At 50.9% G+C, this 23,145-nt stretch carries 25 protein-coding genes; 17 read left to right on the top strand and 8 right to left on the bottom strand.

Going from position 1 to position 23,145, the window contains the following annotated elements; all coding sequences use genetic code 11:
* Nucleotides 1-3: 3 nt before the first annotated feature.
* The 4 genes from IDM48_RS00335 (at nt 4) to IDM48_RS00320 (ending at nt 4,122) form a co-directional block, all read left to right on the top strand.
* Nucleotides 4-897 carry a PTS system mannose/fructose/sorbose family transporter subunit IID gene (locus tag IDM48_RS00335; protein WP_190617542.1) on the top strand — a complete coding sequence of 298 codons (894 nt, stop codon included), beginning with the start codon at nt 4-6 and terminating at the stop codon, nt 895-897.
* Nucleotides 898-1,010: 113 nt separating this feature from the next.
* Nucleotides 1,011-1,787 carry an HAD-IIB family hydrolase gene (locus IDM48_RS00330; protein WP_190617540.1) on the top strand — a complete coding sequence of 259 codons (777 nt, stop codon included), beginning with the start codon at nt 1,011-1,013 and terminating at the stop codon, nt 1,785-1,787.
* A complete protein-coding gene (locus tag IDM48_RS00325; RefSeq protein ID WP_083147175.1) occupies nt 1,777-2,211 on the top strand; it encodes a hypothetical protein in 435 nt (144 codons plus the stop codon). The genes IDM48_RS00330 and IDM48_RS00325 overlap by 11 nt, the downstream gene beginning before the upstream one ends.
* A 159-nt stretch (nt 2,212-2,370) precedes the next feature.
* Nucleotides 2,371-4,122 carry a hypothetical protein gene (locus IDM48_RS00320; RefSeq protein ID WP_190617538.1) on the top strand — a complete coding sequence of 584 codons (1,752 nt, stop codon included), beginning with the start codon at nt 2,371-2,373 and terminating at the stop codon, nt 4,120-4,122.
* A gap of 135 nt (nt 4,123-4,257) precedes the next feature.
* Here IDM48_RS00320 and IDM48_RS00315 read toward each other — a convergent pair whose 3' ends face one another.
* Nucleotides 4,258-4,677, bottom strand: a complete 420-nt coding sequence (locus IDM48_RS00315) for a hypothetical protein (protein WP_190617536.1) — start codon at nt 4,675-4,677, stop codon at nt 4,258-4,260.
* A gap of 13 nt (nt 4,678-4,690) precedes the next feature.
* Nucleotides 4,691-5,113 carry an Ohr family peroxiredoxin gene (locus tag IDM48_RS00310; protein WP_190617534.1) on the bottom strand — a complete coding sequence of 141 codons (423 nt, stop codon included), beginning with the start codon at nt 5,111-5,113 and terminating at the stop codon, nt 4,691-4,693.
* A gap of 218 nt (nt 5,114-5,331) precedes the next feature.
* Here IDM48_RS00310 and IDM48_RS00305 point away from each other — a divergent pair, with 218 nt between their 5' ends.
* From IDM48_RS00305 to IDM48_RS00295, 3 genes are all read left to right on the top strand, one after another.
* The gene (locus IDM48_RS00305) at nt 5,332-6,468 is read left to right on the top strand and encodes an LLM class flavin-dependent oxidoreductase (protein WP_190618543.1); all 1,137 of its coding nucleotides are present in this window, start codon (nt 5,332-5,334) and stop codon (nt 6,466-6,468) included.
* Nucleotides 6,469-6,493: 25 nt separating this feature from the next.
* Nucleotides 6,494-7,255: a CE1759 family FMN reductase gene (locus tag IDM48_RS00300; protein WP_190617532.1), complete on the top strand. Its 762-nt coding sequence runs from the start codon at nt 6,494-6,496 to the stop codon at nt 7,253-7,255.
* Nucleotides 7,256-7,462: 207 nt separating this feature from the next.
* Nucleotides 7,463-7,951: a MarR family winged helix-turn-helix transcriptional regulator gene (locus IDM48_RS00295; protein WP_145175912.1), complete on the top strand. Its 489-nt coding sequence runs from the start codon at nt 7,463-7,465 to the stop codon at nt 7,949-7,951.
* Between the two features lie 77 nt (nt 7,952-8,028).
* Here the strand turns inward: IDM48_RS00295 and IDM48_RS00290 are convergent, their stop codons facing one another.
* From IDM48_RS00290 to IDM48_RS00270, 5 genes are all read right to left on the bottom strand, one after another.
* Complete coding sequence (locus IDM48_RS00290; RefSeq protein ID WP_145175915.1) at nt 8,029-8,376, bottom strand: ATPase; 348 nt, start codon at nt 8,374-8,376, stop codon at nt 8,029-8,031.
* A gap of 9 nt (nt 8,377-8,385) precedes the next feature.
* Nucleotides 8,386-8,778 carry a hypothetical protein gene (locus IDM48_RS00285; RefSeq protein ID WP_145175918.1) on the bottom strand — a complete coding sequence of 131 codons (393 nt, stop codon included), beginning with the start codon at nt 8,776-8,778 and terminating at the stop codon, nt 8,386-8,388.
* Between the two features lie 196 nt (nt 8,779-8,974).
* Nucleotides 8,975-9,877 carry a serine hydrolase gene (locus IDM48_RS00280; protein WP_202939889.1) on the bottom strand — a complete coding sequence of 301 codons (903 nt, stop codon included), beginning with the start codon at nt 9,875-9,877 and terminating at the stop codon, nt 8,975-8,977.
* Nucleotides 9,878-10,056: 179 nt separating this feature from the next.
* A complete protein-coding gene (bioB, locus tag IDM48_RS00275) occupies nt 10,057-11,229 on the bottom strand; it encodes a biotin synthase BioB (RefSeq protein WP_190617528.1) in 1,173 nt (390 codons plus the stop codon).
* Between the two features lie 92 nt (nt 11,230-11,321).
* Nucleotides 11,322-12,074 (bottom strand): hypothetical protein, encoded by a 753-nt coding sequence (locus IDM48_RS00270; protein ID WP_068169829.1) that lies wholly within the window; start codon nt 12,072-12,074, stop codon nt 11,322-11,324.
* Between the two features lie 63 nt (nt 12,075-12,137).
* Between IDM48_RS00270 and IDM48_RS00265 the strand changes: the two genes are divergently transcribed.
* From IDM48_RS00265 to IDM48_RS00255, 3 genes are all read left to right on the top strand, one after another.
* Nucleotides 12,138-12,674 (top strand): TetR/AcrR family transcriptional regulator, encoded by a 537-nt coding sequence (locus IDM48_RS00265; protein ID WP_190617527.1) that lies wholly within the window; start codon nt 12,138-12,140, stop codon nt 12,672-12,674.
* 108 nt (nt 12,675-12,782) lie between these two features.
* The gene (locus IDM48_RS00260; protein WP_190617525.1) at nt 12,783-14,156 is read left to right on the top strand and encodes a galactokinase; all 1,374 of its coding nucleotides are present in this window, start codon (nt 12,783-12,785) and stop codon (nt 14,154-14,156) included.
* A 34-nt stretch (nt 14,157-14,190) separates the two neighbouring features.
* Nucleotides 14,191-14,694, top strand: a complete 504-nt coding sequence (locus IDM48_RS00255) for an FBP domain-containing protein (protein ID WP_068169838.1) — start codon at nt 14,191-14,193, stop codon at nt 14,692-14,694.
* 146 nt (nt 14,695-14,840) lie between these two features.
* Here IDM48_RS00255 and IDM48_RS00250 read toward each other — a convergent pair whose 3' ends face one another.
* Nucleotides 14,841-16,853, bottom strand: a complete 2,013-nt coding sequence (locus IDM48_RS00250) for an APC family permease (protein WP_238397989.1) — start codon at nt 16,851-16,853, stop codon at nt 14,841-14,843.
* 309 nt (nt 16,854-17,162) lie between these two features.
* On the opposite strand from IDM48_RS00250, the gene IDM48_RS00245 reads away from it, so the two are divergent.
* The 7 genes from IDM48_RS00245 to IDM48_RS00215 all read left to right on the top strand — a co-directional run bounded on the left by IDM48_RS00245 (nt 17,163) and on the right by IDM48_RS00215 (nt 23,143).
* Nucleotides 17,163-17,336, top strand: a complete 174-nt coding sequence (locus IDM48_RS00245) for a ribosome recycling factor (protein ID WP_145175938.1) — start codon at nt 17,163-17,165, stop codon at nt 17,334-17,336.
* A 79-nt stretch (nt 17,337-17,415) separates the two neighbouring features.
* Nucleotides 17,416-17,586, top strand: a complete 171-nt coding sequence (locus IDM48_RS00240) for a hypothetical protein (protein WP_158004397.1) — start codon at nt 17,416-17,418, stop codon at nt 17,584-17,586.
* A gap of 84 nt (nt 17,587-17,670) precedes the next feature.
* Nucleotides 17,671-17,856, top strand: coding sequence for a CsbD family protein (locus IDM48_RS00235; protein ID WP_151147112.1), 186 nt, complete (start codon nt 17,671-17,673; stop codon nt 17,854-17,856).
* Between the two features lie 159 nt (nt 17,857-18,015).
* A complete protein-coding gene (locus IDM48_RS00230; RefSeq protein WP_068169844.1) occupies nt 18,016-18,318 on the top strand; it encodes a glutaredoxin domain-containing protein in 303 nt (100 codons plus the stop codon).
* An 11-nt stretch (nt 18,319-18,329) separates the two neighbouring features.
* Entirely contained in the window at nt 18,330-19,169 is an 840-nt protein-coding gene (locus tag IDM48_RS00225; protein ID WP_190617523.1) for a shikimate 5-dehydrogenase, read from the top strand.
* 150 nt (nt 19,170-19,319) lie between these two features.
* Nucleotides 19,320-21,917 carry a type I restriction-modification system subunit M gene (locus IDM48_RS00220; RefSeq protein WP_190617521.1) on the top strand — a complete coding sequence of 866 codons (2,598 nt, stop codon included), beginning with the start codon at nt 19,320-19,322 and terminating at the stop codon, nt 21,915-21,917.
* A complete protein-coding gene (locus IDM48_RS00215; RefSeq protein ID WP_190617519.1) occupies nt 21,917-23,143 on the top strand; it encodes a restriction endonuclease subunit S in 1,227 nt (408 codons plus the stop codon). Before IDM48_RS00220 ends, IDM48_RS00215 begins: the two co-directional genes overlap by 1 nt.
* The last annotated feature ends 2 nt before the right edge of the window (nt 23,144-23,145 follow it).

The following is a 23,145-nucleotide window of genomic DNA, read 5'->3' as shown; positions in this document are numbered from 1 at the left end:
ACCATGACTGTTGAAAATACTCAGCCTGCTAGCGTTGCCGCTACCGAAATTGATCCTACCCACCCCGAGCACCCGGCTTTGCAGCTCACCAAACGTGATTACGCTTCCACGTATGTGCGCTCCACTTTCCTACTGGGCTCCTTTAACTTCGAGCGCATGCAGGCAATCGGCTTTGCTGTCTCCATGATTCCGGCAATCAAGCGCTTCTACACCACGAAAGAAGACCAGGCGGCGGCACTGAGTCGCCACCTTGAGTTCTTCAATACCCAGCCCTGGATTGCGTCCCCCATTCTCGGCGTAACAGCCGCTATGGAACGCCAAAAGGCTGCCGGCGAAGACATTGATGAAGCTGCTATCACCAACGTAAAAGTTGGCCTCATGGGACCGCTGGCAGGTGTGGGTGATCCGATTTTTTGGGGTACTGCGCGTCCAGTTCTTGCGGCTCTGGGTGCTTCTATCGCTCTCTCGGGCAATATTCTTGGACCCCTACTTTTCTTCTTTGGACTCATGATTATCCGCATGGCAACCCGTTGGTACGGTTTCAAGGTTGGCTACGAAAAGGGCGTTGAAATTGTCTCTGAGGTAGGGGGCAATACGCTACGTCGATTCACGCAGATAGCGTCCATTGTTGGTCTGTTTGTGATGGGCTCGCTGGTCTCCAAATGGACTTCCATCAACGTGCCCTTCCAGCTGTCGAGCTATACCGACCAAACGGGCAAAGAAGTTACCACCACGGTTCAGTCGATTCTGGATTCGCTTCTACCCGGCATGCTCGCTCTGCTACTGACCTTCTTGTGCATGTGGCTGTTGCGTAAAAAGGTCAATGCCATCTGGATTATCTTCGGCATGTTTGCCGTGGGCATCCTGGGCTACTGGCTCGGCATCCTGGCACCATAGACTGGAAACAGCAATGGCCTGAAAGTTTGGTCAATTTTTGAGTATTTTGAGTGTCAAAACGCCCAAAAATTGACCAAACTTTCCAGAGAACCACTTCAATTGGAGAGGAACCCATGCAGAAGCTCATGTCATTCGATCTTGACGGCACGCTCGTCTTCAACCGCGAAATTGAAGAGGCGAATATCGGGGCAATCCGCAAGTGGCAGGACGCCGGACATCTTGCCGTATGCAATACGGGCAAGAGTATTTTTGCCACCAAGGTAGCGCTTGAACCTTACGACATAGCGTTTGATTACTTTGTTCTCTACACCGGTGCTGTTATTTGCGATCGAGATTTCAATATTTTAGAAAAGAAAACGCTCCCACTGAGCATTGTGGAGAAGGTCTATGAACGGCTGTCTGCCATGGATAATGTGGCTGTTTTTGCCACAACTCTTGACCAAGATTTTGAACTGGTGAATCGGGTAGGCGGCGTTTCTAATATTCTACCGGCTTTCGAATCTCTGGATCCGCAGTATATTCCTCAGCATGAATATGTGGGTGTTCCCATTTGGTCACCCGACCCTAACGTGCGCGCAGAGATTTTTGAATGGATCCTCGATGAATTCGGGAGCGAACTCGACTGTCACCGTAACCTGGACTTCCTCGATATTGTGCCCAAGAACAGTACTAAGGGCTCCGGATTAGAGATGCTCCTAGAACAGCAGTTTGCGCACAACCACCCCGAAGTTTTCACTATTGGCGACTCATGGAATGACCTTGAAATGCACCGCATGGCAGACCACGCGGCGTCATTCTCTTATTCCCCTGAGGACGTCCGCGCTGCCACCGGACATGTAGTAGAGAAAACCTACGAGTTTATTGACCGGGTGCTCCTTGATGAACAGTAAACCCGACGCGCAGAAGCCCACTTTTAAGGAAACTTTTATCCAGGTGGGGCAGCGCACCCTCGATAAGGACCGCCAGAATGAAGGGGTATTCATTGTGTCGGTTGCGCCTATCGTCACCGGGTTAATGGTGGTTGCCGCGCTGTTGTATGTCTGGACGCACGGCTGGGGCACGCTCGTGGCATTGGTGTGTGCGCTGATTGTGATGTGGGGGCGCTGGGTTTTACAACGTCAGGCGGCGAAAGATTTTCATGATCTTTATACGTCGAAAGAAGGCTTTGAGAAAACCGGAAAGCCCGAATATTTGGAGTTTATTCGATTGCGTTCTGAGCAAATGTTGCGAGATAACAAGGCGTTGACGAGCGCAGCCAAGGCTGAAGTGCGGTCACTGTTGGCTTACGCGAGGGAGAAGGAAAGTGCGCGTTAACTCCGCGCATAAGTAGTTGAATTTCGTAGCTCCTTAAGAGGACATCCTTCTGATTCGTCACAGATGTACAAAAAATCCCCGAAAAGTTTCCTAGGTTTAGAGATAAAAGCCCCTTTATGAGGGGGTAAACACCCACTCGCACCAGGAGACGCACCCCACATGAAACCCCTCAAAAAACTCAGCACCACCCTCATCACCGCCACCACCCTCATCACCGCCACCATGCTCATCAGCGCAGCACCAGGCATCGCCCACGCCGCCGAAACCAGCATCTACATGAACCCCAACGCCGGCATCACCAAATACTGGCAAACCAACCCCACCACATTCGGTCAACCCCTCACCAAAGAAAACTGCGTCAAAGGCAAAGGCTGTGAACAGCTCTTCGAGAAGGGTCTTATCACCTGGAACACCCGCAACGGCGTCAAAGCCCTCACCGGAGCCGACAAAGCTAAAGCCTTCGAAAACGCCGGCGGCATCGCAAAGTTCGGCGCCCTAGAAGGGGATTCCTGGAACAACACCTACTGCGGCCCTATCGTGACTACTTGGGACGGCACCACCCGCCACCTAGTCGTCGTCGCAGACTCGGCTAAGTCTAAAGCAGGATCTTCCATTGACCTCAATTCGACTGAAGGTGTTCAGTGGAAGAAGGATCGTGCGACTTCCGGTAAGTGCTTTGACGCTGTTCCAGAAACTCCTGCAGAGCCTACCGATCCCACACAGCTGGATTGGTCCAAGGCAACCTACGTTGAAAAAAACCAGGCTTTGGTGTTGATGACTGATACCACCGCATATGTGATTGCTGCTGATGCCAACGGTACCCCTAAGGCTGGTGCTACTGCTTTTGAGGTGCCTTTCATTAAGGTTCGAGGAATCGACGCACTCTATTCCGAGATGGGCTACCCCATTGCTGCTCCCGTGACACACGGCACGGTGACTACTCAAGAATTTTCTGGCGGTACTTATACCTTTGACACTGCAAAGATTAGCTCCTACGACGGCAAGCCGATGTATCCCACCACATCCATCAACATTGAAGGCGCTAAGGTTCTAGCTAAAGAATCACCGTGGTATACGTTCACTGGTAATTTTCAGCAAATCAATGACCACCTGTATGTAGAAGATATTGGAGATACTCTCTTTGTCTTCAACTCTAACGATGGCCAGGCAACAGAGATGTCTCAGGCTCTCTTTGACGAATACGTTAAGAATCCTGAATTCTTCGGCAAGTTAGGCGTTTACTACTACAACCGTGAAAGTGGTTACACGTCTAACACTTTCCACCCTTCCGAAGGAACAACCTTGGAAGTAAACCCTTCGTACACCGCTTCTTTTAAATACGTACTACGCAATGATGCGGATCTAAAGATTCTCAAGCAGGGTTACATCGACCATGAACCTGCATGGGATTTGCAGGATCCTGCCACAGTGGATTGGTCCAAAGCAACCTACACTGACTACCCCGGTTTGCCCGGTGAAGAAGGGGGCGCTCTTTACGTACAAGACCACAACACCTGGATTATCATCAAGGCGAATGCAGACCATACCCCCGTTGCAGGAGCCAAGGCAGTTCGTTCTCAATGGCTAGGAACCTCAGCGTTGGGGCAAGACCGTGGAACCTGGACCCAGTCAACCGAGTGGGAACACGGTGACTGGAACGGATACCCAGAAGAGACTGCCACCCTCGGTGTACCTGTGGCTGAGGCTGAAACCGTAGTGGAAAATGGCGTGACCTATCAAACCCAGCGCTTCGAGCACGGCTCTATCAAGTGGGAAGTTCCTTCAAGCCGTCTGGCCACACAAACTGAAGAGGTGAAGAACGCCGTCATTTCTTTGGACGCCGACGCCAAAGAAATTCTCGAGCAATGGTGGATTGCCAACGTAGATTGGTACAAGCCTCAGGCTAACTAACGTCAATTAAGGGTTAGTCCCTTTTTGGTTCACTTTCGAAAACACACGAACTGCCCAAATATACAGCTAAGAAGCATGTATTTTGGGCAGTTCGTGTGTTTTTGAAAATGAATTCAGGGCAGAGCCCTCAATCGTTTAGTGTGCCTCGGGATGGGTGGCGTACCACTGATTTACAGCTACCTTGGCATCCGCATCAAGAGAAATAACGGCATCTGCGGCACTAGGAGCCAATCGGTTGGTAGTAGCTTCCCACTTGATAGAACCGTGCTCAAACTTCTGCACCTGGTAAGTTACCTCGTTCTCTACCACCGTTTCAGCTTCAGCAACCGGAACACCCAGAGCAGCGATTTCTGACGGGAACCCATCCCAGCTTTCATGTGTCCACTGGGTGGATTGGATCCAGGTTCCACGATTTTGATACAAAGCTGAGGTTCCTAGCCATTCAGAACGAACCGCCTTGGCACCAGCCACGGGGGTGTGGTCTGCATTCGCCTTGATGACAATCCAGGTGTTGTGATCCTTTACATAGAGGGCGCCACCTTCTTCATCAGGCAAGCCAGCTCCGCACTTACTCCTCCACCACGTTCACGATGACGTCGATATTTCCGCGAGTTGCTCGCGAATAGGGGCACATTTCGTGGGCTTCCACCGCAGCTTCGCGGGCGAGGTCCATTTCCACATAGGGCAGCGATACGTCAATGAGAACCGAAAGTGCAAAAAAGTCTTCGGAATCGATTCCAAAGTTGATGCGCGCCTGCACCGAGGACGCTGTGGCGTCGAGTTTGCGGCGCTCAGCTACAATTTTGACCGCCTGATGAAAACAGGTGGCGTACCCCAGAGCGAAAAGTTGCTCAGGGTTGGCACCCTCACCGGTTCCTCCGAGTTCTTTGGCCAAGCCCATCTCTATTTCTAAGGTGCCGTCGGTGAGGTAGGCTCGCCCGTTGCGGGCTGCTCCTACGGAACGAGCCTCGGTGCTGTATTTAATGTCCATTACGGTTTCCTCACCGTTTTCATCACTTATAAACCTTTCTTCCAGGATACGAATTAAAAGCTTTCATTTTGAAATTCTCGGATGAGTTGTTCAAAAATGACGATTTTTTGCACCCCATCTCCCTAATACTTTCGAAATCAATACTTTATATAGAAAGTATTTAGACATAGGATAAAGACATACACGAAGACCATACAATCCTAAGGAACATCATGAACATGCAGTTCGGAATCTTCACCGTTACCGATATCACCCGCGACCCCACCACCGGCAAAACCCCTACAGAATACGAACGTCAGAAAAACATCGTCGAGATGGCAAAACACGCCGAAGAGGTAGGACTAGACGTCTTTGCCGTCGGGCAACACCACAACCCGCCCTTTATCGCCTCCTCCCCCACCACCACGCTTGCCTACATTGCAGCGCAGACTGAAAAAATCCTGCTCTCTACCTCAACCACACTCATCACCACCACAGACCCAGTGCGTATTGCTGAAGACTACGGCACCCTTCAGCATCTCACCGATGGTCGCATGGATCTCATGCTGGGTCGCGGCAACACCGGCCCCGTCTACCCCTGGTTCGGTAAAGACATCCGCCAAGGCGTCAACCTCGCCATCGAAAATTACAACCTGCTCTACCGCCTCTGGCATGAAGAGCGAGTGAACTGGGAGGGCCACTTCCGTACCCCGCTCAACGGCTTTACTGTTACCCCTCAGCCGCTGGATGACGTCGCCCCCTTCGTATGGCACGGCTCCATCCGCACTCCCGAAATCGCTGAACAGGCCGCCTACTACGGCGACGGCTTCTTTCACAACAACATCTTCTGGAACAAAGAGCACACCGAGCAGATGATTAACCTCTACCGCGAGCGCTACGAGCACTATGGTCATGGCAAGGCTGAGGAGGCATACGTCGGCTTGGGCGGTCAGGTGTTTATGGATAAGAATTCTCAGGATGCGGTGCGTAAATTCCGCCCCTATTTTGACAATGCTCCGGTATATGGTGGCGGACCTTCACTGGAAGAGTTCACTGAACAGACCCCGTTGACCGTGGGTTCACCGCAGCAGGTGATTGAGAAGACTCTCTCATTCCGCGAGCATGCCGGTGATTACCAGCGCCAGCTTTTCCTCATGGATCATGCAGGGTTGCCACAGAAGGAAGTTCTCAAGCAACTCGATATGCTCGGCGAAGAGGTCGTTCCGGTTTTGCGCGAGGAGTTTGCTAAAAACCGCCCGGCAAATGTTCCTGATGCTCCTACTCACCAGCTGATGGTGGAGCGCGCCCGCGCAGGTAAGGCTCCCATTGCTGGGGGCGGACATGATGCACCTGCCAACCAGCCTTCCAAAAACTAGTTGAATCTATGATGAGGAGTTCATCATGAAACCCATAAAAATCCTCACGATTACCGCAGGCCTGTCTGAACCGTCATCCACCGCTTTACTGGGTGAACTGCTCAGCGATGCAACCCAGGAGAGTTTGGATATATTGGGCATCTCGGTCGAGACCACGCCCGTTCACTTGCGCAGTCTTGCCAAAGACATCACTAACCATTACCTCACTGGCTTTCCTATGGGTGAGCTTGCTACAGCGCTGGATGCTCTCACCGAGGCAGATGCGGTCATTACCGTCACCCCTACCTTCAAAGCTACTTACACCGGGCTTTTCAAGAGTTTCTGGGATCTGGTGGACGACGAGGCGATGGTCGGCAAACCAGTTTTAGTTGCCGCGACGGGTGGCACCGCGCGTCATTCCCTGATGATTGATACTGCACTGCGCCCGCTTTTTGGCTATTTCAAAGCTCATGTGGTGCCGACCGGGGTATTTGTTGCAACCGACGATTTTGGTTCTGATACGTCTTTGCAGGGCAGAATCAATCGCGCGGGAGCAGAGCTGGCGCAAATGCTGGCGTGGAAATTAGGTTCGCAGACGGCTCTGACTAAAGAGGGTACATCAGAGATAGAAACAGCCCCGGTTGACCCCGCATCAGAGGAAATTTTTGATGATCTAGACGGGGTGAATAGTGGTGACTTCTTTGGGATTGCCGTGGAGAAACAGTCCCGTCAGGAGCACAAACACAAATCACCAGGATTGAAAGAGCTTACTGTTACTCCATTTGAGCAGCTACTCAAGAATCTCTGATTCAGATGTGGCAGAAGGGTGAGGTTCGTCTAGTAATGGGGATTGCCCCCACCCTCTGGTTGCATATACAACCCTAATTTGAGAACATTCTAGATGAATCAAATGACTACACCTGTCTATAAATCGGCAAGGTGTAGTTGTTGAATAGGTTTGTTAACCACTCAAATGACGGGATAGCCATCTATTCCAGGAGGGCTAAAAGCACCCATGTCGAACTCACATTCTTCCCCTCGTGCTGAATTCCCCTCTACGAATTCAGATCTTTGGCACCTGTACGTGCAAACATATAACGGCATCGCCTCATACCTCGATAAAGTTCTGCGTAAACAGGCGAACATCAAGCTCGATGATTTCAACATTCTCACAGTGCTCACCCAAGGCGGTATTCAGAGCGATCCGCCGCAGGTGGTGCGCATGGGAGAAATCGCTGCAGACTTAAGCGTTTCCCCTTCCCGCCTGACGTATCAGATTGAGCGTCTCATTCACCTCGGCTGGGTTGACCGCATACCGGTAAAAGAGGACCGACGAGGCAAAGGCGTATTCATTACCGATGCAGGATACAAGCACTACATGAATGCGCGAGCTATTCATACCGATCTCATGGATACCGTGGTCATGGCTGGTCTCAACGCTAAAGAGGCTAATGCCCTTGCCTCGGCGTTGAAACATATGCGCCAATCCGTTCAATTCGACTAAGGTCGCCACGTTTTTATACAGCAAAGACCCCCTCACTGCGAGGGGGTCTTTGCTGTTTTACCTCAGAGGTAGATACCCTAAGACTTTTTCTGCGGAAACACCCGGTAGGAATCAGTGACTTTTCCGCTGGGAGTAACTGAATTATTTATCGTCCGCTCTGCAGAGGGTTCTTCTGCGGCGTCGTGTTCAATAACGTTTCCGTGGTGCTCTTGTGCCGATGCCTTAGGCACGGTTCCCACACGTTGCGCCTGATGCAGATACTCTCGATTAGCCAAAACCACCAGGGCTAAAGCATTCAGCGCCAGACCAACAATGAAAATCATCCAGCCGACGACCATAAAGCGGGAACCTGCAAGAATCCCACCCACAATCAACGCAGCGATAGAAACGAGGTAGGCAGGAGAAAGGAGAAACTTAGTTTTCACGGTGCTTCCCTATCTGTTACGGGGGCGGGGTGCACGGTTACGGAAAATCTTCTCCTCCGATTCAGCAGCAGACGACGCCGCGACAGAAGAAACTACTGGTTGCGCCTCGGTGTCTTCTTCTGGTTCGTAGGCGTATTCTTCCACGGTTTCTTCTTCAAATTCTTGGGATGCACGGCGTGAGGCAACAGGGCGATGCTGTTCAGTAATCATTGCCGGCAGTGGGCCACCTTTGGCGCGTTGAATAGAGACCATGCTGGCAAAGACGTTGAGACCCAACGCAATAAGTAGAATGAGCCATCCCAGAACAGTGAGCACTGTTGAAGTCGCGCCAATCATGAGCGCAGCTACAAAAATCGCTACCAGGGAAGTGATAAACGCAGGGGATAAATCTTTGGTGTTCATTGTTCCTTGAGTGTTGGTATCTATGGGAGGGACCCGATATACACGGTGTAAAAATGCAAGTTTTACATCATTTATTTTTTATTGAAGCTTCACCTCAATATTCCCTCAAAGACATATAGAGTTGAAAATAGACGCTTTTCTCAGTCTAAGCTATGTTCCTGGCAGTTTCTTGAATACCTTCTGAGAGCGAATAAATTCATTTCGCCAGGAGGCGCATAGCGGTTTCAACCGCTTTACTGGCCAGGTGTTGCCCTTCTTCTTGCGCTTTAAATCCAAAGACCATCACCGAAAGAGCAAAGGTCTTATCGCGATAAAGAACCACACCGTCAGAATTGATATACCACTTACCCAAATCATTTGGTAGCCACCCATTTTTGCAGAGAACCTTTTGGGCTGCTTCCAAGTCGGTGGAATCTGCGCCAGCGCCTTGCAGCTTTCCGAGCACGCCCACGCCCCAGCCCTGCGAGGCAGAGTCTGAGGCAGTCATTGCTTCTCGCAAAATCTGCATATCTTCGCTGCCTATCCAATCCACGCCCTCATACACGGCACGAGAGATTTTCAGGTGATCTTCGGTGCCGGTGAGATTAGCGCCCCATCCAGCATCGGCCCGCGTCTGATTTATTCCTAGCCGGTTATAAGTGGTATTTACTTCTCCGGCACGATTTTCGTCAGTATCTGCAAGGGAACCAAAGACGGCTGCGGTGGCGTCGTTATCAGAGAACCCAATACTTGCCTTTACTGCTTTTCGTAAATCTTCAGAAAGAGCACGCCCTCGGGCGAATGCCTGCCGCATAGCACTCAGCGCCAGTGGCACTTTCACCGTTGAAGCTTCATACCCGCGATACTCGGGAGTGAACACAAAGGTTTTCTGATCCGCATAGTTGTAGAGACTCAGTGAAAGGTTTTCAGCCCCCGCATCCTGCTGCAAAGTCCACAGAGCTTCTGCAAGATCTTGATAAGACCCCCGCGGATTTCTCTGCTCACCCTGTTCCTCTCGCACATAAGCCGAATATTCAGGGGTCAGCATCGAACATCCCGCCATTGCAAACGATAAACCGCCTGCTCCCATCAGGGTCACTAAATGACGCCGGGTAAGCATAGCGTTTGGAGAGTTGCTAAGAATGGGGTGTGCGGGTGCGTTCATAGGAAAAATTTATCAGGTAAAAAAGATACGGCGCTTAAACCCAATAGCCTAAAAATGAAAGACTGCCCCATTGGAACAACCTGTGATTACTAAAATATTCCGTAGGTTGCCTCACTAGAAACGATGGGAAAGGTTTAGGCATTAGGCGCAAGATCGGTCCCTGCTCCTCGTTTTCGCGGAACAGGCAATGAAGAAGACCCCCCTTGATCACCGCACCCCCCAGACGAACTACATGGTGCCGTTCCGCATGAGTTATTGCTAGCTACCGACTCCAGCTTTTTCTCACGCAGAATCGCTTCATGCTCCGCTACGAGATTCCTATCTTCGGCACCAAGTACTACAAACCCACCATCCTGAATCATCTTCAAATCATCCAGCGCAGACTGCCCTTCGGATGTCAGATAGTCCCCCAAGAACAACGAATTCACCACATTTAAGGCAAGCCCTTGAAGCGAACGCAAATGCATTTCACGACCACCCGCCATGCGCAGCTCCTTCTCAGGATTAACCATTCGAACAGCACAAAGTATTCGAAGGCAACGAAGCGGGGTGAGCTCCCAGGTGTCTTCAAGAGGGGTGCCAGCGAAGGGCATGAGAAAGTTAACGGGGATTGAATCTCCCTCTAAATTTTTGAGAGCAAAAATCGCCTCGACCAGTTGTTGGTCTGTTTCTTTCATACCAACAATGAGACCCGAACACGCAGAAAGTCCAGCTTCTTGAGCTGCAGAGACAGTGTCGACGCGTTCCTGATATGTATGGGTGGAACAAATATTTTGGTAATGGTCTTCGCTCGTGTTGAGGTTGTGATTGTAAGCATCCGCCCCCGCCTCAGAGAGACGTTGCGCTTGACCTTCTTTGAGAATTCCTAGGCAAGCACAGACTTCTGCTTGGGGGTATTCATCTTTGAGGTCTTCAATCATGGTGGCAACTCGCTCTACGTCGCGATCAGTGGGGCCTTTCCCGGACGCCACCATGCAGATACGGCTAGCACCCCCCGCAATTCCGTACCCGGCTTGCTCCACTGCCTCCTGAGGCTTCATCCAGGTATATTTCAGAATTTCAGCTTGCGAACCCAGACGCTGGGAACAATACCCACAATCTTCAGGACAAAGCCCCGATTTAAGGTTGACTAGATAGTTCACCTTAACAGTATTAGAAAAATAATAACGTCTTAAATCCGATGCTGCTTCTACAAGGGAGAGCGTCTGCTCGTCAGAAGCCGCGAGCATAGACAGCGCCTCCTCGCGAGTAGTTGGGTTGCCACCGGCGAGAATACGTTGCGAAATTAGCTTAAAGTTATGGTTCATAGAGTTATTCAATCGATAATTTGAACACTGTTCAAATTATGAAGCCCTATTACCCTGTATATGAAGTTTAGGCAGTTTTCTCGACGTAAATTTTACGCTCCGCACCCTCCTGCACCGCAACCGCAGTTACCGCCGCAACCGCCAGCACCCTCGGCATCGTCCTCGGCAAATACTTCATCGGCGTAGCTTTGCGCGTCTTCCACACCTTCGGACTGCAGGTAGGAAACATACTCTGCCGCCAAATCCCGCTGCCCAGCACCAATAATCGAGAGCCCTGCGCTATCCAAAAGCTGCAAATCTTCAAAAATAGCGCGCGGTTCAGAAGCAGGAACATCTCTCAGATACAGAGAGTCCACGCAATGAAGAGCCAACGACTGTAGCGAGCGCAAATGAAGATCCCGGCCTTCTCCCACGCGAAGGCTCTTGGCAGGGGCGGCAATGCGAGCCGCCGCGAGAATGCGCAAACACTGCATTGGGGTTAGAGCAGAAGAACCGGGGGCCTCCACCTCTTCATTTGGCACCAGAAAATTGACGGTAATCCGCTGCGCGGCGTCGTCCTGAGTCAGCGAGAAGATTTGTTGCGCTAATTCTTCTTGACTCTCCGATGCGCCTACATTGATGGCGTAAGGCTCTTGGGGGCGGTCCTTGCGAACCTTCCCCTGCGCGTCCAGAAGGTTTACTACCTCAATAGTGTTACGAAAGAACATCCGGCGGAATTCAGCGGCAAATTCAACCAGAGCGAACGTCGCACCGGGTCCGGCGGTGACCATATCAAGGACATCCTGCGCGGTTGCTTGGCCTCCGGCGCGTAGCTTCTGGGTAAGTTCTGCAAAGTTGAGTGTCATGTTTCCATTCAACCGCATTTTGAATGCAAATCATTCTTTTATGTCACGTTTTACAATGGACAGGTGGCTTTATCACGCGAAAAAATATTGAGTACCGCCTTTAACCTCCTTAAGCAGTATGGCCTGGCGGATCTTTCGATGCGTCGTTTAGCCACCGAATTAGGTGTGGCACCGGGGTCTATCTACTATCACGTCAAAAATAAGCAGGAGCTGTTGGCTTCTCTCGCCTCAAGGATGCTTGCCGATGTTCGATGCGAGGGCGCCACACCCACCGCCGCCCTGATGGCAGGCGCCAGAGAGCTGTACCGGCAACTTGCCCAGGTGCATGAAAGCGCTGAAGTTATCCGCATGGCGCTGGCAATGCACCCTAACAAACTCGCTTTCTTTTCCGAGAGCCAAGAACTATTTGAGGCTCTATCTCTCAATGCAGAACAGGGCCAAAATGCCTCTCGCGCACTACTTCACCTCTGTCTCAGTCTGATGGAAGAAGAGCAAACCCGCGCCCTACTCTGCGGCAGTGCGGTCCCCGAGTATCCACCGTCGCCCTATATCGACGCCGTCCACGCACTCCTGCGCGGCTGGGTGCCCTGCACATCTTAAGATTTTCTGTACACCCCGGAATATTTCCACCGGGACTAAACTTGTACCCTACGGCGCTTTGATTGGGCGCCAAGAGCAATAGCTCTCCCCCGTAACGAAAGTTAGCGCATGACTAAATTTGCCGAGCCAATCTGGGGCGCTCTGCCGGATCACAAAGGTCAGGTAGAAAAAGTACGCCAGGCATTCATCGATAAATATGGTGAAGAACCCGACGGCGTATGGTCCGCCCCCGGGCGCCTTAACCTGCTCGGCGAATACATCGACTTCCTTGGGGGATCATGCATGCCCATGCCCTTGCCCTACCGCACCTATGTGGCAGGAAAAATACGTAGCGACGGGGTGCTGCGCGCGTCGTCCCTTCAGATGCCGGGGGACGAACGCACCGTAGTCATCGGGGAGATTAAACCTGGTTCGCTCAAAGGCTGGTTCACCTATGTTGCTGGAGTGGCATGGTCTATGAACCAAGAGGGCGGAAAAGACATTGCTTTGCCCCTGAATTTTGGGGCTGACTTGGTCATTGATTCGCGCGTTCCGGTAGGCGGCGGGCTGTCCTCCTCTGCTGCTCTAGAGTGCTCTACCGCCCTCGCGCTGCTCGATCTCTCCTGCCCCCTGCGAGAGGGTTGCTCCACTACCGAGCCACTTCCCTCCAACCGCGGGCCTGAAAACGACGAACTCCGGGCACGCCTGGCACAGGTCTGCATTCGCGCAGAAAACGAAGTTGCCGGCGCCCACACCGGAGGTCTGGATCAGACTACTTCGTTGCGCTCACGCCCGGGTAAAGCACTGGTGATTGATTTCCGAGACTTCTCCCTCCAGCCCGTGGAAGCAGACCTCAAATCGGCAGGACTTGCATTCCTTGTCATCAACACCAACACCCCGCACGAGCTCTCGGGAGATGCTTTCGCGGTCCGCCGGCAAGCCTCCGAACTCTGCACGCAAGCCCTGGAACTGGATTTCTTACGCAACGCGCTCCCCGAAGATCTCACCTGCGAGGGCATGAACGAGCGTCAAGCTAAGCTGTGGCGGCTCAATCTGGTGGACGAATCCACCACGTTGGCGCTCGACGCCGTCGAACGGCAACACGGCACGCCGTCGTTCCCCAGGGGCTGGATTCGCCATGTTTTCCATGACATGTGCTTGGTTGAACGAGCCACTTATCTGCTGAAAAATTCCCAGGAGCTTGGGGCAGGTGCATGGACTGAACTGGGGCATCTTTTCACCGAATCGTTTGTTTCCATGCGTGATGAGCTTCAGGTATCTCGGGAAGAAATAGATGTCGCAGTTTCTACGTGTATAGAAAATGGGGCGCTGGGCGCCCGGATTGTGGGTGGAGGCTTCGGTGGCGCAGTGATGGCACTAGTGAACCGCAATGAACTCAAATCGACGGCGCAGGCTGTTGCCAATACTTATGCGAAGAAGGGCTACTCCGACCCGGAGTTTTTGCCTATGGTGGCGGGGTTCGCTGCCGATAAAGACCTTTAGTCTTCACTGACTTACACCCGAAAGGTATATTCCCATGCAGACATATTCAGAAGCCGCGCTGCGTAAAAGCTTTATCAACTGCACCAAAGGTGCATCTCAGCGCATCAACATCCCCAAAGAGGTTCTTTCTACCGACTGGGCGAATGAGATTTTTCTGAGCTGGACCGACCCGAAATCGCCCCAGAATGCTTATGTGGTGGCAGAAACGTCTAAGGGGCTTCAAGGCTTAGTGATGGAGCGCAAAAAAGCTCCTGCCAAGGGTGGCGCGCGCATGTGCCAGTTCTGCCTCACACTCAATTCTTCGACCGGTGTTTCATTGATGTCGATTCCCACCGCGAAGTCGTCGAAAGAGAACTACGGCAGCATCGGAACCTATATCTGCACCGATTTAGAGTGCGTTGCCTACACTTTGGGCAAGAAGAAACCCGAGGGAATCCGCCAGATGGAAGAATCCCTCACGCAGGATGAGAAGATTGCCCGCTTGTTAGAGAACGTCCAAGGGTTGATTGCGCGCATTGAGGAGAGTTTGAAGAAGTAAGCTGCGTATCTCCCCGCGCGCCTTCTTTCCACTGTGCCCTGCGTGTCCCCCCCTCCCCAGTTTGTATCAAACTTTGAGGGCTGTACCACGCTTTGTGTGGTACAGCCCTGAAAATCTGATACAAACTCTCAGCACCCGCCGTTTCGTTAGGAAACGTGAACCACCGGACGACGGCGGATCTTGGGTTCTGCGCGCCGGAGCACCTCGTGCGTCGTCGGCGCAACCTGGCCTTGACCAAAGAAGAGGAAGGCGAGGAAGTTCTTTAGCGGCGAGCCAGCAGCCCAGTCGAGGTAAACGTGGGGAACAGTTCCGGTCATATCGCGGATTTCTAATGCAAGGGCGGAGATGTCGTTGGCGATAGCAGAACCGGATGCCGCGAGAATCTTCTGATCCCCTACCGTGACTCCCTTGACCATAATGTCTGAGCGGAAAGTGGAGGGGTCCATCACGGCGATTTCGAGGAACATAACGTTTTCGACGTCGCCAATATGGTGCGCCCACTCTTCACGTCCACGCTTTTCCATATAGTCGGCGAGGTTGAAATTGTCAGGTCGGTGAGCGATGAGGTGTATGGGGACGTCTGGCTTTTCCATGATGAATTGCATAGCTTTTTTGTCGAAATGCACGCTTTCGATACGCAGTTCATAGGCACGCATAGCTCGCGAGATGAAGGAAACGATGAGTATTCCACAGATAAAGAAGCTAGAAATGCGCAGGCCTTCGGGGCGTTCGATGATGTTTGCCACCGTGGTGTAAACGAAAACCAGGGTGATTACCGAGTAAAACACCAAGGCATAAGGCTCGTGTTTTTTCTTCGCCGAGAGGGTTACGGCGAATGCAGCACTGGTCATCAATACCAGCACACCGGTGGCGTAGGCGCCGCCCTGGGCTTCAACGTCAGCATCAAAAATCAGGGTGATGACGAAAGCTACGGCGATAAACACCAGGGTGAGGGGGCGCGACGCGCGGGACCACTCAGGTGCCATACCGTAGCGAGGCAGGTAGCGGGGTACGAGATTGAGAAGCCCACTCATGGCTGAGGCACCGGCGAACCAGAGAATTAGGATGGTAGAGATGTCATAAACAGTGCCGAATACTTCGCCAAATTGCTGGTGGGCGAGGTAAGCGAGCGCGCGTCCGTTGGCATGACCTCCTGCTTGGAATTCTTCTTGGGGAATCAGCAGAGTGGTGGTGAAACTGGAGGTAATGAGTAGAACGCTCATGATGAGCGCGGCGGTAGTGAGTAGTTTTTTGGTATCACGGACGCGGTTAGCGATTTTTTCGGTGGGATTAGCACCTTTTGCACGAATTTGGGGCATAACGACCACGCCGGTTTCGAAACCACTCATACCGAGGGCGATTTTGGGAAACACCAGCACGATGAGTCCGATTGCTAGCCATTTGTTGCCGTGGGAGGCGGTGAGCCCTGTCCACCAGTCGATGGTACGGATGGGTTCGTGGATGATGTGAATGATAGCACCGATGATGACTACCAGGTTGACAAGCAAGAATACTGCGACCAAAACAATAGAAACACCGATTGCTTCTTTGAATCCTCGCAGGAAGACTGCTGCCAGCAATCCGAGGAATACTAGCGTAATGAGTACGTGGTGACCGTGAAGAAATGAGGGTACGAAGGGGTTGGCTTCGAGGTGCTCTGCGGCATCGGCGGCGGAGAGCGTCATGGTAATCATGAAGTCTGTGGTGGTGAAGCCCAGAAGCACGAGTACAAAAATTTTGGCTGGCCAGCGGGAGAGTAGTCGCTCTAGCATGTGAATGGAGCCTGCACCGGCGGGTGATTCGGCGGCTACTCGGCGATAGATGGGTAGCGCGCCGAAGAGGGTCACAATGACTAGGACGAGCGTTACCAGGGGGCTAAGTAGGCCAGCAGCGAGGGCTGCGATAGCGGGTTGATAGCCTAGGGTGGAGAAGTAGTCTACGCCAGAAAGGCACATGACCTGCCACCAGGAGTGCCCCTCTTTATGGGGGTGCCGTTTGCCGTGTGGTCCGGGGAGGTCGGCTTTGAGTTTGGTTCCCAACATCCAGGATTTGGTAGATTCTCGCATTTTATCGATGCGTACTGAACCTTGCCGTGTTTCAGGATCGCTGTTGTGAGCACGAGCAGCAATTTTGTACTGCTGGTTTTTGAGAGACCCCATGTGGAAGGGACCTTTCTATAAGTACGCTCGGGTGTGAGTCCGAGGCGCAAACTATTTTGACTTAGCGAGTATACGCCCGCTGGCATCAGACACGCCGAGCCCTAACCGATAAATTTTAGTGATTCGCGTCCTGCTTATCCCTGATTTTGCAGGGTAGATAGGGTGAACTGTATCTTTTATTCCATTTTTGAAACATAAATGATTTACAAATCAGATTATCGCTCAGTAGACTTAGTATCAGTTCTTCTCAAAGAACGATTGAGGGCAAATATGAACATTGCCTCGTCATTTAGTGGAAAGGATTGAATCATGGGCTTTGATGTAGACGGTCTCAAAGACAAAGCAAACGAAGGTATTGACTCCGGCAAAGACGCAGTCAACGAAAAGGCTGGCAAGGACGTCGTCAATGACGACCACACCAACACCGCCAAGGATAAAGCGGGCGAGCAGATTGATGGTCTCGGCAACAAGTTCGGCAAGTAATCTTTGCCTTTAGTTTGTAGCTAAAAACCCCGGTGGTCCCGGCGGCTTTTAGCATATCTAGGCTTTTTGAGGAGTAATTATGTTGGAAAAAGATAATATCGAAAACCAGGCTAAAGACGGCATTCCCTCAGCTAAAGAGGCAGTGAAAGATAACGCAGGTCAGGAAGTTATCACCGAAGCTCAGGCAAACACCTCAAATGTTGAGGCTGACCAGCAGATTAACGACGTGCGCGAGCGCTTCGGAAAATAAATTTCCAGATATTTTTCAGGTGATTCTCGGTTTTCAGAAGTATACTTAGAAATACCAAGTAGGCAATACACAAGGAGGAAACCCATGAGTGCACAGGATAAATTGAACGAATTTGCAGGCAAGGCAAAAGAGGGTATCGGCAACGCTACTGGCAACGAAGAGCTGAAGGCTGAAGGTCAGACTGACCAGGCTCAGGCTAAGGTTGCCGATGCGGCTAACAATGCTAAGGACAAGGTCGAGGGTGTTAAGAACTCCCTAAAGAACGACTAAGTTCGCCTCTTTTATTTAGGTGGTGCTCCCTTCGAGGGAGTACCACCTCTTGTTTTAACGAGGCGGAGTACCGCGTGGTATTTAAAGCATTTTTCCTTTTCCGAACGGATACTAGGCTTAGAAATGGACTAGATACAACTCATTAGAGGAGATTTCTTCATGGAACGCGCACAAGCAACACAGGCTGAAGCTGAGAAGGTCATTGAAGACGGCGGAGTGGTTATTTATTGGCGCCCCGGTTGCCCTTTCTGCGAGGCATTGGATTCTGGCCTGGGTGAGACTGGCGATGACGCTACCTGGGTGAATATTTGGGAGGACGCCGACGCCGAGGCATTCGTCAAGTCTGTCAATGATGGCAACGCCGTGGTACCTACAGTGACTAATTCTGAGAAGTCTTTTGTAGCTTCATCTTCCAAAGCACCGAAAATTGTGTCCCTGATGATCGAGAAGTCAAAGAAGTAGGCGTTATTTCCATGGATAATTCCCACAACAATACTTCACGCCCGCCACTCAACCGGGATACCACCGTATGCATTTCGCTCTCGGGGCGCCCGTCGAATCACGGCATTAAGTTCCACAACTATCTCTATGAAAAGTTCGGGCTTGATTTTCTTTACAAGGCAATGACTACTTCAGATATTGAGGCTGCAATCGGCGGTGTGCGCGCGCTCGGCATTCGTGGTTGTTCCGTTTCCATGCCGTTCAAGCAGGCTGTTATTCCTCTGGTGAATGAGGTGGACCATTCAGCGTCTGTCATTGGTGCAGTCAACACGATTGTGAATACTGATGGCTATCTCCATGCGTACAACACCGACGTGATTGCGGTTGCCTCCCTTCTGAAAGCTCATAATGTTGCCCCGTCTCTTCCCTTCATTTTGCAGGGTTCTGGCGGTATGGCGCGCGCTGTGGCAGGTGCTTTTTATGACGCCGGGTTCAAGCGGGGCACGATTGTGGCGCGTAATGAGCAGGCGGGTAAAGAGCTAGCTCAACAGTATGGCTATGACTGGATGCCTGAAGTGGGTTCTTTAACAGCTCCTGTAATTGTGAATGTAACCCCTCTTGGAATGGAAGGTGGTCCAGAGAAAGACACCCTTGCCTTCCCCCAGCCCACCATTGAGGCGGCGGAGGTAGTGTTCGACGTCGTCGCTATGCCCGTTGAGACTCCCCTCATTCAGGCTGGACGCGCGGCAGGTAAGGAGGTCATTACCGGCGGCGAGGTGGCTGCACTCCAGGCGGCTGAGCAGTTTAAGCTTTACACCGGGGTGGAAGTTTCTGCGGAACTAGTGGAAGAAGCAGAGGCACAAGCTAACTAGCTTTCGCGCTACTCAGTTGAACATCTCCCCCGCTCTCGTTATGAGGGCGGGGGAGATATTTATCCCCACCTTATTACAAGAGGAGAAATCTATCTCAGTTCACTACGATGGAAGAAACCGTAGATACCAACACGTAAAAGAGAATTTCCTGTGGATAAGAGACAGCTTGCTAATAGCATTTGGACCGCTGCGAATGAGATGCGGGGTAGCCTAGATGCCACGGACTATAAGGATTTTATCCTGGGGTTTCTCTTTTATAAGTACCTCTCTGATAAAGAAGTTGAGTACTTCATTGACAATGGGGTTCCTGCAGAAGAGCTGCCAGTCGAACTAACCAACGCTTCTGAAGCTAACTCTCACATTTACTTCACGAACGCACGCGATAACCTCGGCTACTACATTGCGTATGAGGATCTCTTTGAGTCGTGGTTGTCTAAGCGAGCCACACTAGATGTAGCTGATATTTCTGAAGGTCTGCGCCGATTTGATGCTTCAGTGCACCCGGCGCATCAGCATCTTTATAAGGATATTTTTGCGTCTTTTCTCTCTAGTATTCGCAAGCTGGGTGATAACGCTTCGGCACAGGCAAAGAAGCTGCGTGCGATTATGAACGTCATTAAGGACGTACCCACCGGATCAGGTGCTGACTATGACATCTTGGGATATGTCTATGAGTATTTGATTGGCAAGTTTGCAGCGAATGCGGGTAAGAAAAACGGTGAGTTTTATACTCCGCATACGGTGGCTTTGGCGATGGCTGAAATTGTGGCTCATCATGTGGCTGAACGCGATGCTATTGAGATTTATGACCCGACTTCGGGTTCTGGCTCCTTGCTTCTGAATATTGGCCAGGCTGTCGAACGGCGTGCGGGTAGGGCTGGAAGTATTCGTTATTATGCGCAGGAGCTGAAACAGGATGCTTATAACCTCACTCGCATGAATCTAGTGATGCGTGGCATGGAGGCTTCTAATATCGTGACCCGTCGCGGTGATTCTTTGGATCAAGACTGGCCGATGATTGATAAGTACGACAACTACAATCTCTTGCGGGTTGATGCTGTGGTATCTAACCCTCCTTATTCGGCTAAGTGGGATCGTGATCAAGCTCAGAGCGACCCTCGTTTTACAGAGTATGGTCTTGCGCCTGAGACGAAGGCTGATTATGCCTTCCTCTTGCACGAGCTTTATCACCTCAAGGATGACGGCATTATGACGATTATTTTGCCGCATGGTGTACTCTTTCGCGGTGGCGAAGAAGAAAAGATTCGTCGTCATTTGATTGAGAAGAACAATATTGAGGCTGTTATTGGTCTGCCGGCAAATATTTTCTTTGGTACGGGTATTTCGACCATTGTGATGGTGTTGAAGAAAAAGCGTTCTGCTAATACGGGTGTGCTGTTTGTTGATGCCTCTAAGGGTTTTGTGAAGGCTGGCACTAAGAACGATCTGCGCCCGCGTGATGTTCGCAAGATTGTTGATACGGTCATTGAGCGCCGTGATGTTGAGAAGTATTCGAGGGTGGTGTCTCGTGATGAGATTCGTGAGAATGACTATAACCTCAATATTCCTCGCTATGTGGATTCGTCTGAGGATGCTGAGTACTTTGATATTTTCTCGACTATGTTTGGTGGAATCCCTCACCGCGAGCTAGATTACTTCAAGGATTATTGGACGAGTCTTCCCGGCCTGCGCGAATCTATTTTTGAGCAGATTAGCCCCACTCATTCTCAGGTTCGTGATGGTGTTGAAATAACGTCGGCAGTGCAAGCGCACGAGTCTGTAGCTGATTTTACACAGGCTTTTACTGAGGCTTTTGAGGGTTTTGAGGGGGCTTTGCACACTCGCTTGATTGAAAATCTTCATGCTGTTGATTTGTTGACTGTTGAGGCTGATATTCGAGCTGAGATTTTTGACCGTCTGGCAGGGGTGTCTCTGGTTGATGATTATGAGGTATATCAGCATTTTGCGAACGCTTGGGCGGGTATTGAGAATGACCTTGAAGTCATCAAGCGTGAGGGTTGGGATGCTACGCGTGAGGTTGTGCCCAACATGGTTGTGAAGACCAAGAACAAGCAGAAGGTTGAGGTACAGGACGGCTGGCTGGGTAAAGTTTTTGACTTTGAGCTAGTGCAGAAAGTCTTGTTGGCTGATGATCTAGAAGCCATTCAAGAGCTTCGCGAAAAGAACGCCGTGTTAGCAGCCCGTTTGGCTGAACTGTTTGAGTCTGTAGATGAAGAGGATTATGAGCAGGGCGATGTTTCTTTGGTGAATGCTAAGGGCGACGCTTTTGCTGCGGCTGCGGTTAAGGCTTACGCCAAGAGTTTGAAGAAGAACCGTGAAGAGGTTACTGAAGGTTCTTTGAACGAGACGCTGGTCAGCGCGGCTAAGGCTCTTGAAAATCAAGCAAAGACGGCTAAGGATCTAAAAACCGCTGAGAATGAGCTTGAGGGCAAGACTATTACCGCTATTGCTTCTTTGACGGACGAGCAGGTGATGGAGCTTTTGCATGCCCAGTGGATTACGGGCATGGTGGAGCAGTTCTTTGCGGTGCCCGGTGTAGTGCTAAGCCGGCTCATTGATGCTCTGCTGGCATTAGAGTCAAAGTACGCCACGACCTTAGAAGAGGTAAACACTCAGATTGAGAGCACCCAAGCAGAACTGGCAACGCTGATGGGCAAGCTAACTGGTTCGGATGCCGACATGAAGGGTATTGCTGCACTGGCTGACATGTTTAGGGGTAAGAACTAATGTCGACACCGGAGATTCGTTTCATATCTGAACAAGACGATTGGGAACTATTTGATTTAGAGCAGAATGCTACCTATTCCAAGGGACGCGGTTACTCAAAAAATGATGTAGTCAAAACTGGCACCCCGGTTGTTCTCTATGGACGTCTATACACTAATTTCGAGCTTGAGATAGACCAGGTAGATACCTTTGTACACCCAATCCAAGATTCGGTTATCAGCGCTGGTAATGAGGTAGTTGTCCCTGCTTCCGGTGAGACTCCTGAAGATATTGCCCGCGCTTCGGCTGTTATCAGACCAGGGCTTATTCTTGGTAGCGACCTGAACATCATCCGACCTAATGCAAAGCTGAACCCCACATTTTTAGCTTCATCTTTGACTTACGGAGTTGCCTCTAAAGACCTTATGAGTAAGTCACAAGGTAACGTTATTGTCCATCTAAAAAATGATGACATTAGAAGCCTTACAGTTTCCGTTCCTAGCCCTGTCGAACAGACTAAGATCAATTCTTTTTTCCGGCACGTTGATAATCAAATAAATGGCCTCAAAGATACAGCGGGGCAACTTAAAAGCCTTAAGCAGACTATGCTGGTCAAGATGTTCCCGCAGGATGGTGCGTCCGTGCCTGAGATTCGTTTTGAAGGTTTTACGGGTAATTGGGAACAAACTTCAATTGAGTATCTGGCAGACACACTGACTGGTTTTCCCTTCCCTAGTGAAAAATTTGAAGCTTCAGGAATTCGATTGATTCGAGGAATCAACGTTAAAAGAGGTTATGTTGACGATTCAGATGCTAATTCTGAATTCTGGGAAAGCTCAAAAGGTATAGAACGCTACCTATTGGAAGAAAACGATATTTTACTTCAAATGGATGGTGCTCTTATCGGTAAGAGCATGGCAAAAATCCAAAAAAAGCATTTACCTGCCCTACTCGTACAACGTGTAACAAGGCTACGTTCCAATAAAGATATAGACCAAGAATTTTTATACCAGGCTTTTCGTCTTCGCTTTCTTGAGTATATACGCGAGTCAAAAACAGAAACTGCGGTACCGCATCTTTCCCTAACTGACATCCGAGAATACCCAGTCTCTATACCCTCTTACGAAGAACAAGCCGCCATCGGCTCCTATTTCCGCCAGCTCGATAAACTCATTGAGCTTGAAGAAGCCAAACTCGCCAAGCTCACCCAGCTCAAAACCGCCTTCCTCGCTAAGATGTTCGTTTAGGA

Source organism: Rothia amarae (assembly GCF_014705945.2).
In the GTDB taxonomy this organism is placed as follows: Bacteria; Actinomycetota; Actinomycetes; order Actinomycetales; family Micrococcaceae; genus Rothia; species Rothia amarae.
The sequence above is the reverse complement of the archived record's forward strand: the minus strand, read 5'-3'. Positions and strand labels throughout refer to the sequence as shown.

Bases quoted from the DNA above. Each gene is read 5' to 3' on its own strand.
- IDM48_RS00215 (WP_190617519.1), top strand. From the start codon at position 21,917: ATGTCGACACCGGAGATTCGTTTCATATCTGAACAAGACGATTGGGAA.
- IDM48_RS00230 (WP_068169844.1), top strand. From the start codon at position 18,016: ATGGAACGCGCACAAGCAACACAGGCTGAAGCTGAGAAGGTCATTGAA.
- IDM48_RS00280 (WP_202939889.1), bottom strand. From the start codon at position 9,877: ATGCTTACCCGGCGTCATTTAGTGACCCTGATGGGAGCAGGCGGTTTA.
- IDM48_RS00300 (WP_190617532.1), top strand. From the start codon at position 6,494: ATGAAACCCATAAAAATCCTCACGATTACCGCAGGCCTGTCTGAACCG.
- IDM48_RS00270 (WP_068169829.1), bottom strand. From the start codon at position 12,074: ATGACACTCAACTTTGCAGAACTTACCCAGAAGCTACGCGCCGGAGGC.
- IDM48_RS00305 (WP_190618543.1), top strand. From the start codon at position 5,332: ATGCAGTTCGGAATCTTCACCGTTACCGATATCACCCGCGACCCCACC.
- IDM48_RS00245 (WP_145175938.1), top strand. From the start codon at position 17,163: ATGGGCTTTGATGTAGACGGTCTCAAAGACAAAGCAAACGAAGGTATT.
- IDM48_RS00330 (WP_190617540.1), top strand. From the start codon at position 1,011: ATGCAGAAGCTCATGTCATTCGATCTTGACGGCACGCTCGTCTTCAAC.
- IDM48_RS00240 (WP_158004397.1), top strand. From the start codon at position 17,416: ATGTTGGAAAAAGATAATATCGAAAACCAGGCTAAAGACGGCATTCCC.
- IDM48_RS00250 (WP_238397989.1), bottom strand. From the start codon at position 16,853: ATGGGGTCTCTCAAAAACCAGCAGTACAAAATTGCTGCTCGTGCTCAC.
- IDM48_RS00225 (WP_190617523.1), top strand. From the start codon at position 18,330: ATGGATAATTCCCACAACAATACTTCACGCCCGCCACTCAACCGGGAT.
- IDM48_RS00335 (WP_190617542.1), top strand. From the start codon at position 4: ATGACTGTTGAAAATACTCAGCCTGCTAGCGTTGCCGCTACCGAAATT.
- IDM48_RS00285 (WP_145175918.1), bottom strand. From the start codon at position 8,778: ATGAACACCAAAGATTTATCCCCTGCGTTTATCACTTCCCTGGTAGCG.
- bioB (WP_190617528.1), bottom strand. From the start codon at position 11,229: ATGAACCATAACTTTAAGCTAATTTCGCAACGTATTCTCGCCGGTGGC.
- IDM48_RS00310 (WP_190617534.1), bottom strand. From the start codon at position 5,113: ATGGACATTAAATACAGCACCGAGGCTCGTTCCGTAGGAGCAGCCCGC.
- IDM48_RS00325 (WP_083147175.1), top strand. From the start codon at position 1,777: ATGAACAGTAAACCCGACGCGCAGAAGCCCACTTTTAAGGAAACTTTT.
- IDM48_RS00260 (WP_190617525.1), top strand. From the start codon at position 12,783: ATGACTAAATTTGCCGAGCCAATCTGGGGCGCTCTGCCGGATCACAAA.
- IDM48_RS00255 (WP_068169838.1), top strand. From the start codon at position 14,191: ATGCAGACATATTCAGAAGCCGCGCTGCGTAAAAGCTTTATCAACTGC.
- IDM48_RS00320 (WP_190617538.1), top strand. From the start codon at position 2,371: ATGAAACCCCTCAAAAAACTCAGCACCACCCTCATCACCGCCACCACC.
- IDM48_RS00235 (WP_151147112.1), top strand. From the start codon at position 17,671: ATGAGTGCACAGGATAAATTGAACGAATTTGCAGGCAAGGCAAAAGAG.
- IDM48_RS00295 (WP_145175912.1), top strand. From the start codon at position 7,463: ATGTCGAACTCACATTCTTCCCCTCGTGCTGAATTCCCCTCTACGAAT.